At 73.8% G+C, this 15,571-nt stretch carries 2 protein-coding genes; both read left to right on the top strand.

The window, feature by feature from the left end:
- Positions 1-58 precede the first annotated feature (58 nt).
- Complete coding sequence (locus tag SY2F82_RS05495) at positions 59-13,792, top strand: type I polyketide synthase (RefSeq protein WP_236041201.1); 13,734 nt, start codon at positions 59-61, stop codon at positions 13,790-13,792.
- 42 nt (positions 13,793-13,834) lie between these two features.
- Positions 13,835-15,571, top strand: a 1,737-nt coding sequence (locus SY2F82_RS05490) for a type I polyketide synthase (protein ID WP_200417828.1), incomplete at its 3' end; no start/stop codon positions are given.

Raw genomic sequence — 15,571 nt, 5'->3', positions numbered from 1 at the left:
GTCGAGCACTTCGAGCATGCGTGTACCCGTTTTTTATCGGTTCCTTGGGGGTCCGGGAATGAAGGAAATCGCTGTCGTCGGGATATCCTGCCGACTGCCGATGGCGTCCGGCCCGGAGGCGTTCTGGGATCTGCTCAGCAGCGGTGCGAGCGCGCTCGGCGAGGGGCCGCACGGCAGGCGGGGCGGCCACCTCGACGAGGTCGGCCACTTCGACGCGGCCTTCTTCGGGATCTCCCCGCGCGAGGCCGCCGTGATGGACCCTCAGCAGCGGCTCGTGCTCGAACTGGCCTGGGAGGCGCTGGAGGACGCCGGCATCGTGCCGGGGACCCTGCGCGGCAGCCGTACGGCCGTGTTCGTCGGCACCCTCCGCGACGACTACGGCAACCTGCTCTACCAGAGTGGCACCGAGGCCGTCACCCAGCACACCATGACCGGCCTGAACCGCGGGATCATCGCCAACCGGGTCTCGTACTTCCTGGATCTGCACGGACCGAGCCTCACGGTGGACACCGCCCAGTCGTCCTCCCTGGTCGCCGTGCACCTGGCCTGCGAGAGCCTGCGCGGCGGGGAGGCCGACGCCGCGATCGTGGCCGGGGTGAACCTGAACATCCTGGCCGAGAACACGGTCACCGAGGAGAGGTTCGGCGCGCTCTCACCCGATGGCGAGAGCTACGCCTTCGACGCCCGCGCCAACGGGTTCGTGCCCGGTGAGGGCGGCGGCGTGGTCGTCCTCAAACCTCTGCGGCGGGCGCTCGCGGACGGCGACCGGATCCGCGGCGTCATCCTCGGCAGCGCGGTCAACAACGACGGCGCCACCCCGGGCCTGACCGTACCCAGTGGCACCGCCCAGGAACAGGTGATCCGTCAGGCGTACGAGCGGGCAGGAGTGGACCCGCGCACGGTGCAGTACGTCGAGGCGCACGGCACCGGAACCCCGGTCGGCGATCCGATCGAGGCCGCGGCGCTCGGCGCGGTCCTCGGCGGCGGACGCGACGCGGAGAACCGGCTGCTGATCGGCTCGGCCAAGACCAACGTCGGGCACCTGGAAGGCGCGGCCGGCATGGTCGGGCTGCTGAAGGTGCTGCTCGGCATCGAGCGGCGCCTGCTGCCGCCCAGCCGCAACTTCTCCACGCCCAACCCGAGGATCCCGTTCGCCGAACTCGGCCTTTCGGTCCAGCGGGAGCTGACCGCCTGGCCCCATCCGGAGCGCCGACTGCTCGCCGGCGTCTCCTCGTTCGGCATGGGCGGCACCAACTGCCATGTCGTGGTGGCGGAATCCCCCCGAACTGTCCCCGCCGACGCCCCGAGCCCCCGCAGGCTGTCCCCCGTCATCCTGCCGTGGGCGGTCTCGGGGCGCGGCGGGGACGCCCTGCGCGCCCAGGCCGGACGACTGCACGGCTTCGCGTCCGGTGAGCAGGCGCCGGACCCCGTCGACATCGGGTGGTCCCTGGCCACCACCCGCGAGGCGTTCCCCGACCGCGCGGTCGTGATCTCCGAGGGACGCGACGGCCTGCTGGAGGGGCTGCGCGCCCTGGCCGAGGGACGGCCCTCCGCAAGCGTCGTCCGCGGCACGGTGCGGCCGGGGCGTCTCGGTGTCGTCTTCACCGGACAGGGCAGTCAGCGCGCCGGCATGGGCAGGGAACTCCACGAGGCCTTCCCGAGGTTCGCCGAGGCGTTCGACGAGGTGTGCGCCGAGCTGGATCCGCTGCTGCCGCGCCCGCTGCGGGACGTGATCTCCTCCGGGGAGGGCCTCGACGACACGGGATACACCCAGCCCGCCCTGTTCGCCGTCGAGGTGGCGCTGTACCGGCTGGCCGAGTCGTGGGGCGTGCTGCCCGACCTGCTCGCCGGGCACTCCGTGGGCGAGATAGCCGCCGCCCACGTCGCGGGTGTGCTCTCCGTGGCAGACGCGGCACGACTGGTCGAGGCCCGCGGTCGCCTGATGCAGGCCCTGCCCGCCGGTGGCGCGATGGTCGCCGTCGAGGCCACCGCGGAGGAGGTCACCCCGCTGCTGGCCGGTTTCGCGCACGAGGCGGGTCTCGCCGCGGTCAACGGCCCCACCGCCGTGGTCGTCTCGGGCGCCGCCGACGCGGTCGCCGAGATCGCCGCCGAACTCGCCTCCCGGGGGCGCAGGACCAAACGGTTGCAGGTCTCGCACGCCTTCCACTCCCCGCTGATGGAGCCGATGCTGGCGCCGTTCCGCGAGGTGGTGCGGACGCTGGAGTTCCGCGAGCCGCGCGTGCCGGTCGTCTCCACCGTCACCGGCGCCCTCGCGACGGCCGAGGAGCTGTGCGCCCCGGACTATTGGGTGGAGCAGGTACGCAGGCCGGTGCGGTTCCGGGAAGCGGTCGGCACGCTGGAGTCCGAGGGTGTCACCACCTACCTCGAACTCGGCCCCGACGGCGTGTGCTCGGCGATGGTGGACGCCTGCGTGCACGACGCGGAGGCGGCCGTCGCGGTGCCGGCTCTCCGGGCGGGCCGCTCCGAGCCGCGCAGCCTGGTGGCCGCGCTCGCCACGGTGTTCGTGCGCGGCGGCCGGGTGGACCTCGCAGCGGCGTACGAGGGCACGGGCGCCCGCCGCACCGACCTGCCCATGTACGCCTTCCAGCGCAGGAGGCACTGGCTGGACGGCGCCGGCCGGCCCACCGCGCCGTTGCCGCAGACCGCCCCCGCCGCCGCGACGCCGCAGGACGAGACCCGCACGCCGCCGGCGACAGGAGCACCGGGTGAGCGGCCGGACGCGCTGCCGGAGGCCGAGCGCCGCCGCACGGTGACCGACACGGTCCTCGCGCACATCGCCGCGGTGCTCGGCCATGGCGCGGAAACGGATCAGCAGCCCGGACTCGACACCACCTTCAAGGAGCTGGGCTTCGACTCACTCATGGGGGTGGAGCTGCGGGACGCCCTCTCCGCCGCCACGGGACTGCGGCTGCCCAGCGGACTACTGTTCGACTGGCCGACCCCACGTGCCCTGGTCGACCACCTCGTGGCGCGGCTGGTGGGAACCGGCGACAGCGCCGTGACGGACGATGCGGTGGCGGCGGCAGGTGACGACGGCGAGCCCGTCGCGATCATCGGCATGGCCTGCCGCTACCCCGGCGGCGTCGCCTCCCCCGAGGACCTGTGGCGGTTGGTCGCCGACGGCGTCGACGCGATCTCCCCGTTCCCCACCGACCGCGGCTGGAACCAGAGGCTGTTCGACCCGGACCCCGACCGGCCCGGCGGCAGTTACGTCGACCAAGGGGGATTCCTGGACGGCGCGGGCGAGTTCGACGCCGCCTTCTTCGGAATCTCACCCCGTGAAGCGCTGGGCATGGACCCGCAGCAGCGGCTGCTGCTGGAGACCGCGTGGGAGGCCGTCGAGCGCGCCGGGCTGGACCCGCGGTCGCTGCACGGCAGCCGCACGGGTGTGTTCGTCGGCGGCACCGTCCTCGACTACGGACCCCGGATGCACGAAGCGGGCCACGGAGTGGACGGCCACGTCCTGACCGGCAGCACCGCCAGCGTCATGTCCGGCCGCATCGCCTACCAGCTGGGCCTGACCGGCCCGGCCGTCACCGTGGACACGGCCTGCTCCTCGTCCCTCGTCGCGCTGCACATGGCGGTGCGCTCCCTGCGCTCCAAAGAGACCTCGCTGGCGCTGGCGGGCGGTGTGGCGGTGATGTCGGCGCCGGGGATGTTCGTCGAGTTCTCCCGCCAGCGCGGACTCGCCTCGGACGGCCGCAGCAAGTCCTTCGCGGCGTCCGCCGACGGCACCTCCTGGGCCGAGGGCGTCGGCCTGCTCCTGGTGGAACGGCTGTCGGACGCCCGCCGCCACGGGCACCGGGTCCTGGCCGTCATCCGCGGGACGGCGATCAACCAGGACGGCGCGTCGAACGGCCTGACCGCCCCGAACGGCCCCTCGCAGGAACGGGTGATCCGCCAGGCGCTCGCCGACGCCCGCCTCGAGCCGAAGGACATCGACGCGGTCGAGGCGCACGGCACCGGCACCGCCCTCGGCGACCCCATCGAGGCCGAGGCCCTCATCGCGACGTACGGGCAGGACCGCGGCGGCGCCGAGCCGGTGTTCCTCGGTTCGCTGAAGTCGAACATCGGGCACGCGCAGGCCGCGGCCGGTGTCGGCGGGCTCATCAAGATGGTGCAGGCGATGCGGCACGGCACCCTCCCGCGCACCCTGCACGTGGACGAGCCCACCCCGCACGTCGACTGGTCCTCCGGCGCCGTGGAACTGCTCACCGAGGCACGGCCGTGGCCCCGCGGCGACCGTCCACGCCGTGCGGCCGTGTCGTCGTTCGGCATCAGCGGCACCAACGCCCATGTGATCGTGGAGCAGGGCGACCCCGACCCGGCTCCGGCCCGCCCCGCACCCGAACCGGCCACGCCGGTGCCGTGGGTGATCTCGGGCCGGGACACGACGTCGCTGCGCGCCCAGGCCGGACGGCTGCGCGGCCATCTCCGCGACAACCCCCGGGTGGGCCCGCTGGACCTGGGCCTCTCCCTGGCCACGACCCGTACGGCGTTCGAGGAGCGGGCCGTGGTCACCGGCACGCGCGTGGCCGACCTGCTGACCGGACTGGACGCCCTCGTGCGGGGCGAGCACCACCCGCGTCTGGTCCGCGGCAGCGCCGCCCGCGCCGGCCGTACGGCGCTGCTCTTCACCGGGCAAGGGGCCCAGCGCCTCGGCATGGGCCGGGAGCTGTACGAGGCGTACCCCGTCTTCGCCGAAGCCCTGGACTCGGTGTGCGCGGAACTGGACCGGTACCTGGACCGGCCGCTGCGCACGGTCCTGTTCGCCGACGCGGCCGACCAGGCGTCAGGGCTGCTGCACCGGACCGCCTACGCCCAGCCGGCCCTGTTCGCCGTCGAGGTCGCCCTGTACCGACTGCTCGAACACCACGGTGTGGTCCCCGACCTCGTCGCCGGCCACTCGATCGGCGAGCTCGCCGCCGCCCATGTCGCGGGCCTGTGGTCGGCGGCGGACGCGGCGCGCCTGGTCACCGCCCGGGGCCGGCTGATGCAGGCCGCCCCGGAGGGCGGGGCCATGGTCGCCGTGCAGGCGAGCGAGGAGGAGATCGCGGCCGGACTCGCCGGGCGTGGCGGCTCCGTCGCCATCGCCGCCGTCAACGGGCCCGACGCCGTGGTCATCTCCGGCGACGCCGAGGCAGTCGCCGAGATCGCGGCCGAGTGGGAGGCCCGCGGCCGCAGGCACCGGGCGCTCACGGTCAGCCACGCCTTCCACTCCCCGCACATGGACGGTGTGCTGGAGGAGTTCCGGCAGACCGCCGCCGCCCTGACGTACCACGCTCCGGCCATTCCCGTGGTGTCCACCCTCACCGGGCGGCTCGCCCTGGAGGAGGAACTGCGCTCGCCGGACTACTGGACGCGGCAGATCCGGGAGGCCGTACGCTTCGCCGACGCCACCCGCACGCTGCGGGAACAGGGCGCGACGGTGTTCATCGAGGCCGGCCCCGACGCGGTCCTGTCCGCCCTGGCCGAACGGACCCTCGCCGACGAGCCGGTCACCGTGGTCCCGCTGCTGCGCCGCGGCCGCCCCGAGGCGGACACCCTCGTCGCGGGGCTCGCCGGGGCCCACGCGGCCGGCGGGCCGCTGGACGCGGCCTCCTTCTTCCCCGGCGGCACCACCGTCGAGCTGCCCACGTATCCGTTCCAGCGCGAGCACTTCTGGCTGGCACCGCACACCGGCGGCGACCCGGTCACCCTGGGCCTGGACGCCTCCAGGCACCCGCTGTTCAGTGCGGCGGTCGACATGGCCGGACGGGACGAACTCGTGCTCACCGGCAGGCTGTCGGTGAGTGACCACCCCTGGCTGGCCGACCACACGATCGGCGGCACCGTCCTCGTCCCCGCCACGGCTTTCCTGGAGCTCGCCGTCGCGGCGGGCGACCGGGCGAAGGCGCCCCACGTGGAGGAGCTCACGCTGGAGGCACCGCTCGCCCTGACGGAACGTCAAGCGGTGCGGGTCCAGGTCGTGGTGGGCGCGCCGGACGCGTCCGGTCTCCGCCCGTTCACCGTGCACGCCTGCCCCGACACCGGCGGCGAAGGGCCCCGGGAGTGGACCCGGTACGCCTCCGGCGCGCTCGGTGTCACGGCCACCGCCGGCACCGTTGAGGGGCTGCGCCAGTGGCCGCCCGCAGGGGCCCGGCCGGAGCCGCTCACCGGCGTCTACGACCGGCTCGCCGACGCCGGGTACGACTACGGGCCCGCCTTCCGGTGCCTGCGCGCCCTGTGGCGCGGCGCCGACGGCGATCTGTACGCGGAGGTGCGGCTGCCCGGTGACCAGCAGGAGGCGGCCACCAGGTTCGCCGTCCACCCCGCCCTGCTCGACTCCGTGCTCCACCCCCTCGTGCTGCAGGGGGCGGACGGCATGGAGCCGGGCGAGCTCCGGCTCCCCTTCGCCTGGTCCGGTGCGACCGTACACGCCGTGGGGGCCACCGCCCTGCGCGTACGGATCTCCACCGACGCGCGCACCGGCACCGCCGCGCTCACCCTCGCGGACTCCACCGGCGATCCGGTCGCCGCCGTGGCCTCGCTGACACTGCGCCCGGTGGCACGGGACCGGATCGCCCATGCGGCCGGCGGCCCGGCACCGCTGTACGTCGTGGACTGGCCCACCGTGCCGGCCCCGGCGTCACAGGCCCCGACCTGGATGGAACTCTCCGGCGACGCACCGGACTTGTCGGCAGCCGGCGGCAGTGACGTCGCCGTGGTGCGCGTCGGCACCGGAGCGGCGGACGTCGGCGGCGACACGGCCGGGGAGACACTGCGCGTTCTGCGGCTGGTGCAGGCGTTCCTGCGGGACGAACGACTGGCCGACGTCCGTCTCGCCGTGGTCACCCCGCGGGCCGTCGCCGTCATGCCGGGCGAGGACGTGCCGCATCCGGCGGCCGCGCCCGTGTGGGGGCTGATCCGCTCGGCGCAGTCGGAGCACCCGGGCCGGCTGACGCTGGTCGACCTCGACGAGACGGCCGACGACGCCTCGCTCGACCGGGCGCTGGCCACCGGAGAACCGCAGATCGCGGTCCGCGACGGCCGGCTGCACGTGCCCCGCCTGGTCCGCGCCCCGCACCGGCCGACCGTGCACCCCGAGCGATCCGCGACCGAGACGGCGACACCGGGCCCGTTCGCCGCCTCAGGGACCGTGCTCGTCACCGGGGGCACGGGCGGCCTCGGCGCCCTGGTGGCCAGGCACCTGGTGACCACTCACGGCGTACGCCGCCTGCTGCTGTGCAGCCGCCGCGGGCCCGAGGCGCCGGGCACCCGCGAACTCGTGGACGAACTGACCGCACTGGGCGCCGAGGTGACGGTGGCCGCCGCCGACATCGCCGACCGCGAGGCGGTCGCCGGCCTCCTGGCGCGCGTACCGGCGAGCCACCCGCTGACGGCCGTCGTGCACACCGCGGGCCTGCTCGACGACGCCACCGTGGCATCCCTCGCGCCGGACCGGCTACGGGCCGTCATGCGGCCCAAGTGGGACGGGGCCCGGCACCTGCACGAGCTCACCCAGGACCTCACGCTCACCGCGTTCGTCCTGTTCTCCTCCGTCTCCGGCCTCATCGGCACCGCCGGCCAGGCCAACTACGCCGCCGCCAACGCCGCTCTCGACGCCCTCGCCGCCCACCGCCGCGCGCACGGCCTGCCCGCCGTGTCCCTGGCCTGGGGCCTGTGGGACGGCAGCCACGGCATGGGCGCGACCCTCGGCGACGCGGACCTCGCCCGCTGGACCCGCGCCGGTTTCTCCCCGCTCACCCCGGAACAGGGCCTCGCACTGTTCGACCTCGCGCTGGCCGGCGGCGACGATGCCCTGCTCGTGCCGGCGCTCCTGAACCCGACCGGGCCCGGCGCAGGAACGGATCCGATGCCCCCGCTCCTGCGCGGCCCGGTCGGCCCCGCCACCTCTCCCGCGCGCCGGACCGTCGCCACGAGCGGCCCCGAGCAGGCCGGCACCGCGTGGGCCCGGGAACTGGCCGCCCTGCCCGAGGACGAGCGGCCGGTCGAGGTGCTCGAACTGGTCCGCACCGTGGTCGCCGACGTGCTCGGGCACGCCGCCCCCGCCGGCGTCGACCCCGAACGGGCGTTCAAGGACATCGGCCTGGACTCCCTCGGAGCGGTCGAGCTCCGCAACCGGCTGAGCACCCGGACCGGCGTGCGGCTGCCCGCCACCGCCGTCTTCGACCACCCCTCGCCCGTCGCGCTGGCGGACCACCTGTACGGGCAGGTCTCGGACCGGACGTCGCAGGCCGTACGGGCCGCCGTCGCCTCGGCGGAGCCGATCGCGATCGTCGGTATGGCGTGCCGCTTTCCGGGTGGGGTGGGTTCGCCTGAGGGGTTGTGGCGGTTGGTGGCCGATGGTGTGGATGCGGTGGGGGAGTTCCCGGACAATCGGGGGTGGGATCTGGAGGGGTTGTACGACCCGGATCCGGAGCGTGTGGGTACGTCGTACACGCGGCAGGGTGGCTTCCTGTATGACGCGGACCGGTTCGATCCGGAGTTCTTCGGGATGTCGCCGCGTGAGGCGGTGGCGACCGATCCGCAGCAGCGGCTGCTGCTCCAGACGGCCTGGGAGACCCTCGAGAACGCCGGCATCGACCCGCATACGCTCCGCGGCAGCTCCACGGGCGTCTTCACGGGCGCCATGTACGACGACTACGCCTCCCGGCTGCCGAAGGCCCCCGGAGAGTTCGAAGGCTTCCTGCTCGCCGGGAACCTCTCGAGCGTCGCCTCCGGCCGGGTGTCGTACACCTTCGGGTTCGAAGGTCCTGCGGTGACGGTGGACACGGCGTGTTCCTCGTCGCTGGTGGCGCTGCACCTGGCGGCCAACGCGCTCCGGCAGGGCGAGTGCGACCTCGCCCTGGCCGGCGGCGTCACGGTGATGTCGGGACCGACCACCTTCGTGGAGTTCTCGCGGCAGCGTGGTCTGGCGCGGGACGGGCGGTGCAAGTCGTTCTCGGCGGCGGCGGACGGTACGGGTTGGTCGGAGGGTGTGGGGCTGCTGTTGGTGGAGCGGTTGTCGGACGCGCGGCGCAATGGTCATCGGGTGTTGGCGGTGGTGCGTGGTTCGGCGGTCAATCAGGACGGTGCGTCCAATGGGTTGACGGCTCCGAATGGTCCGTCGCAGGAGCGGGTGATCCGGCAGGCGCTGGCCAATGCGGGGCTGGTTTCGGCTGATGTGGATGTGGTGGAGGCGCATGGGACGGGCACGAGGCTGGGTGATCCGATCGAGGCGCATGCGCTGTTGGCCACGTATGGGCGGGACCGGCCGGTGGATCGGCCGTTGTGGTTGGGGTCGTTGAAGTCGAACATCGGGCATGCGCAGGCCGCCGCGGGTGTCGGTGGTGTGATCAAGATGGTCGAGGCGATGCGGCATGGCACCTTGCCGCGGACGTTGCATGTGCAGGAGCCGTCCCCGCATGTCGACTGGGAGGCGGGGGCGGTGCGGCTGCTGACCGAGGCCCGGCCCTGGCCGCAGACGGGCCGTCCGCGCCGCGCGGGAGTGTCCTCCTTCGGCATCAGCGGAACCAACGCCCACGTCATCATCGAAGAGGGCGACCCGGAGCCCGTCGCCGAGCCCGCCACCGAGGACATCCCCCCTGCCGACGCCGACGCCGACGCCGACGCCGACGCCGACGCCGCTGCCGCTGCCGCTGCCGAGCGGTCCGCGGTCGCTGATCCGGTGGTTCCGTGGTTGGTCTCCGGTCGGGACGAGGCGGCGCTGCGCGCGCAGGCGGCCCGGCTGCGGGACCACCTGGCCGGACGGCCGGAGCAGGACCCGGTGGATGTGGGTTTCTCGCTGGCCACGTGCCGGGCGCAGTTGGAGGAGCGGGCGGCGGTGATCGGGGCCGGTCGTGAGGAACTGCTGGCCGGACTGGAAGCTCTGGCCCGCGGGGACACCACCGCCGACGTCGTACACACCGTGAGGCCGCGCGGCGCGGGAGCCGGCCCACTGCGGGGGCGCACCGCCTTCCTACTGACCGGGCAGGGCAGTCAGCGCCTCGGCACGGGCCGCGACCTGTACCGGAACTCGCCGGTGTTCGCAGCCGCCTTCGACGCCGTGTGCGCACACCTCGACCCGGTGCTGTCCCGCCCCCTCCAGCAGGTCCTCTTCGCCCCGCCGGACTCCGCGGACTCGGAGCTGCTGAACCAGACGGCCTTCACCCAGGCCGCGCTGTTCGCCGTCGAGACGGCCCTGTACCGGCTGCTCGAACACCATGGAGCCGTCCCCGACTACCTGCTCGGCCATTCCATCGGCGAGGTCACGGCGGCGCACCTTTCCGGAGTGTGGGATCTGGCCGACGCGTGCGCCGTGGTCGCCGCACGCGGCCGGTTCATGCAGGCGGCCCGTGAGGGAGGGGCGATGGCGGCGCTCCAGGCCGCCGAGTCGGAAGTCCGCGAAACGCTGACGCGCCACGGCGACGCGGTCGCCGTCGCCGGCGTCAACGGCCCCCGCTCCACGGTCGTCTCCGGGGACGCCGAGGCCGTCGATGCCCTCGTCGCCCTGTGGCGCTCCCGCGGCAGGAAGACCACACGGCTGTCGGTCAGCCACGCCTTCCACTCCCCCCACATGGACGACGTACTGGACGACTTCCGGGCGGCCCTGTCCGGCGTCACGTTCCGGGGGCCGCGCATCCCGGTGGTGTCCAACGTCACCGGGGAACTCGCCACCCCCGACGAGCTGAGGTCGCCCGCCTACTGGGCCCGCCACATCCGTGAGGCCGTCCGCTTCCAGGACGGCGTACGGTTCCTCGAGGCCGCCGGTGTCACCACATACCTGGAACTCGGCCCCGACGGAGTGCTCACCGCCTTGGCACAGGAATGCCTCACCCAGGACGGCGCGACCCTGACCCCTGTCCTGCGCGCCGGCCGGCCGGAGACCCGCACCGTCGCCGCCGCCCTCGCCGGCCTCAGCCTCGCCGGTCACCGCCTCGACTGGACGGCGGTGTTCCCCGGCGGACGGCGTGTCGACCTGCCCACCTACGCCTTCAAGCGCGAGCGCTACTGGCTGCCGTCGCCGGCCCCGGCCGCCGACGCCGCCGGACTCGGTCTGAACGCGGCGGACCACCCGCTGCTGGGCGCCGCCGTCGCCGTCGCGGACCGCGACGCCTGCCTGCTGACCGGTCGGCTCTCGCTCGACACCCACCCGTGGCTGGCCGACCACGCCCTGCACGGTGTGGCGGTCCTCCCCGGCACGGGCCTGCTGGAACTCGCCGTACGGGCGGGCACCGAGGTCGGCTGCCCGGTCGTCGCGGAACTGGACCTGGCCGCGCCGCTGGTGCTGCCCGAGCGCGGCGGCGTGCAGGTGCAGGTCGTCGTGGGCGAACCGGACGCGAACGGCCGCCGCCCGCTGGAGATCCATGCCCGGCACGAAGGAGAGGCGGACCGTGACGGATCCTGGACCAGCTGCGCGACGGGCCTCCTCACCCCCGAGACCGCTCCCGAACCTGCGTCCGGCCCTCTGGTGGTGTGGCCACCCGCCGACGCGGTCGAGGTGGACCTGAGCGGAGCCTACGAGCGGCTCGACCAGGCGGGCTACGGCTACGGACCCGCGTTCCGCGGACTGCGCCGGCTCTGGCGCAGCGGAGCGGACCTGTACGCCGAGGTGGCGCCGCAGGATGCGCTGCCCGACGACACGGCCGGCTGCGCGGTGCACCCCGCGCTGCTGGACGCCGCACTGCACGCGCTGCTTCCCGCGGTGACGGGCGGGGACGGGCCGGCGGTCGTGCCGTTCGCCTGGGAGGGAGTACGTGTGCACGCCGTGGGTGCCACGGCTCTGCGGGTGCGGATGTCGGCCACCGGCACCGAGTCGGTGACGCTGACCGTCGCGGACGGAGCCGGCACGCCGGTCGCCTCCGTGGACGCGCTGGTCCTGCGGCCGCTGCGGGAAGAAACGTTGCGTGAGGCGGTCGCCGCCGCGCAGCACGTGCGGGACGGCCTGCTGCGGGTGGAGTGGTCCGCGCTGCCGGCGCCCGACGCGCACGAGAGGCCGCGGTGGACGGTGGTGGGCGACGCAGACACGGTCCCGGACATGACGGCGCTGCCGCAGGACGTGCCGGACACGGTGGTGGTCCGGTTGCCGTCGTCGGCGGACGCCCCCGACGTGGCCGGGCGGACCCGAGCGGTCGTGGACGATGTGCTGCGCCTGGTGCGGGGGTGGTTGGCCGAGGAGCGGTTCGCCGGTTCGCGGCTGGTGCTGGTGACGCGGGGTGCGGTGGCCGCGGGCTCGGAGGGCGTCACCGATGCCGCGCAGGCCGCCGTATGGGGCTTGGTGCGGTCGGCGCAGACGGAGAATCCGGGCCGGTTCGTGCTGGTGGATCTGGATGTGGTCGATGAGCGGCTGTTGGGTGGGGCGGTCGCTTGTGGGGAGTCGCAGGTGGCGGTGCGCCAGGGGCGGTTGCTGGTGCCGCGGCTGGTCCCGGTGGCGCGGCAGGGTGGTGCGGTTGCTTCGTGGGATCGGGGCACGGTGCTGGTGACCGGGGCGACGGGTGCGCTGGGGGCTGTTCTGCTGCGGCATCTGGTGGTGGAGCACGGGGTGCGTCGTCTGTTGCTGGTGAGTCGTCGTGGGTCCCGGGCGCCGGGTGCGCGGGAGTTGGGTGCGGAGCTGGAGCGGTTGGGTGCGCGGGTGGTGTTCGCCGCGTGTGATGTGGCTGACCGGCAGGCGTTGGCGGGGGTGCTGGAGGGTGTTCCCGCCGAGTATCCGCTGGTCGCGGTGGTGCATGCGGCGGGTGTGCTGGATGACGGTGTGGTGGCGGGGATGTCGCCGGAGCAGTTGGAGCGGGTGCTGCGGCCGAAGGTGGACGCGGCGTGGAACCTGCACGAGCTGACCCGCGGGCACGACCTGTCGGCCTTCGTCCTGTACTCGTCCGTCGCGGGTGTGCTGGGGACGGCGGGGCAGGCCAATTACGCGGCGGGGAACGCGTTCCTGGACGCGCTGGCCGCCCACCGTGCCGGTCAGGGGCTGCCGGCCCTGTCGCTGGCCTGGGGACTGTGGGACCAGGCCAGCGACTTCACCGGCCACCTCGGTGACACCGATCTGCGGCGGCTGGCCCGGCTGGGTCTGCGCCCGCTGGCTTCCGAGGAGGCGATGGAACTCTTCGACGCGAGCCTCACCGCGGGCGAGGCGGCCGTGGTGGTCACCCGGCTGGACACGACCGCCCTGGGGCGACACGAGGAGCCGGCACCCATGCTCCGGGGCCTGGTCCGCGCGCCGTCGCGCCGTCGCGCCGCGCAGGCCGTCGCGCCTGCCGAGGCACCGCCGGCGCAGCGTCTGTCCGGGCTGTCCTCCGCCGAGCGGGAACGGGCGCTGGCGGACCTCGTACGGAACCAGGTGGCGGCCGTACTCGGATACGGCGACCCGGGCGACCTCGACGACGACCGGTCCTTCCTGGACCTCGGCTTCGACTCCCTGACCGCCGTGGAACTGCGGAACCAGCTCGGCGCGGCAACCGGACTGCGGCTGCCCACCACGCTCGCCTTCGACCATCCCACCCCCGCCGCGCTCGCCGCCCATCTCGCCGCGGAACTGACACCGGACGACACGTCCTCCGACTCCGGGGTCACGGTCGTCCTGAAGGAAATCGACCGGCTGGAGGCCGCACTGCGAGCCGTCGCGGACGGGGACCGCAACGGGTCCCAGGAACAGATCACCGCACGGCTGCGGGAGTTGATCGGCATCGCCCAGGCGAGCGACCCCGGCACCGCAGGGAAGACCGAGTCCGGCCATGACCTGGACTCCGCCACCGACGAGGAGCTGTTCGCCCTCGTCGACGATCTCGACTGACCCTGACCCGCCGTCCATCCCATCCCGGAGAGCTGAGAGCACGTGGCTGACGAAGACAAGCTTCGCGACTACCTCAAGCGGGCCATCGCCGACGCGCGCGACGCGCGCAGGCGCCTGCAGGAGGTCGAGGAGAAAGAGCACGAGCCGATCGCGATCGTCGGTATGGCGTGCCGCTTTCCGGGTGGGGTGGGTTCGCCTGAGGGGTTGTGGCGGTTGGTGGCCGATGGTGTGGATGCGGTGGGGGAGTTCCCGGACAATCGGGGGTGGGATCTGGAGGGGTTGTACGACCCGGATCCGGAGCGTGTGGGTACGTCGTACACGCGGCAGGGTGGCTTCCTGTATGACGCGGACCGGTTCGATCCGGAGTTCTTCGGGATGTCGCCGCGTGAGGCGGTGGCGACCGATCCGCAGCAGCGGCTGCTGCTCCAGACGGCCTGGGAGACCCTCGAGAACGCCGGCATCGACCCGGCCGACCTGCGCGGTTCGGCCACCGGCGTCTTCACCGGGGTGATGTACAGCGACTACGGCTCGCGCGCCTTCCTGCCGCCGGACGGCTTCGAGGGCTATCTGTTCAGCGGGAGCGCGGGCAGCATCGCGGCCGGGCGCCTGGCCTACACCTTCGGGTTCGAAGGGCCTGCGGTGACGGTGGACACGGCGTGTTCTTCGTCGCTGGTGGCGCTGCATCTGGCGGCCAACGCGCTGCGGCGGGGCGAGTGCGACCTGGCCCTGGCCGGCGGTGTCACCGTCATGTCCACCCCCGTGGCGTTCACCGAGTTCTCCCGCCTGCGTGGTCTGGCGCGGGACGGGCGGTGCAAGTCGTTCTCGGCGGCGGCGGACGGTACGGGTTGGTCGGAGGGTGTGGGGCTGCTGCTGGTGGAGCGGTTGTCGGACGCGCGGCGCAATGGTCATCGGGTGTTGGCGGTGGTGCGTGGTTCGGCGGTCAATCAGGACGGTGCGTCCAATGGGTTGACGGCTCCGAATGGTCCGTCGCAGGAGCGGGTGATCCGGCAGGCGCTGGCCAATGCGGGGCTGGTTTCGGCTGATGTGGATGTGGTGGAGGCGCATGGGACGGGCACGAGGCTGGGTGATCCGATCGAGGCGCATGCGCTGTTGGCCACGTATGGGCGGGACCGGCCGGTGGATCGGCCGTTGTGGTTGGGGTCGTTGAAGTCGAACATCGGGCATGCGCAGGCCGCCGCGGGTGTCGGTGGTGTGATCAAGATGGTCGAGGCGATGCGGCATGGCACGTTGCCGCGGACGTTGCATGTGCAGGAGCCGTCCCCGCATGTCGACTGGGAGGCGGGGGCGGTGCGGCTGCTGACCGAGTCCCGGCCCTGGCCGCAGGCGGGCCGTCCGCGCCGCGCGGGAGTGTCCTCCTTCGGCTTTGGCGGGACCAACGCCCACCTCATCATCGAGGAGGCGGTGACCGAGGCGACGGACGAGCCGCCGACGGATACCCGGCCGTTGCCGGTCGTTCCGTGGTTCGTCTCGGGCCGGGACGAGGCGGCGCTGCGCGCGCAGGCGGTCCGGCTGCGGGACCATCTGGCCGGGCGGGCGGAGCTGGGCCCGGTGGATGTGGGTTTCTCGCTGGCCGTGGGTCGGGCGCAGTTGGAGGAGCGGGCGGCGGTGATCGGGTCCGGTCGTGAGGATCTGCTGGCCGGTCTGGAGGCTGTGGCCGGTGGTGAGAGGGCCGGGAGCCTGGTGCGGGGCTCGGTGGGGCGTGGTGGTGGGTTGGCGTTCGTGTTCACCGGTCAGGGGGCGCAACGGCCGGGTATGGGG

Source organism: Streptomyces sp. Y2F8-2 (assembly GCF_014905555.1).
Classification (GTDB): Bacteria; Actinomycetota; Actinomycetes; order Streptomycetales; family Streptomycetaceae; genus Streptomyces; species Streptomyces cynarae.
This window is presented reverse-complemented; position numbering and strand designations above follow the sequence as displayed.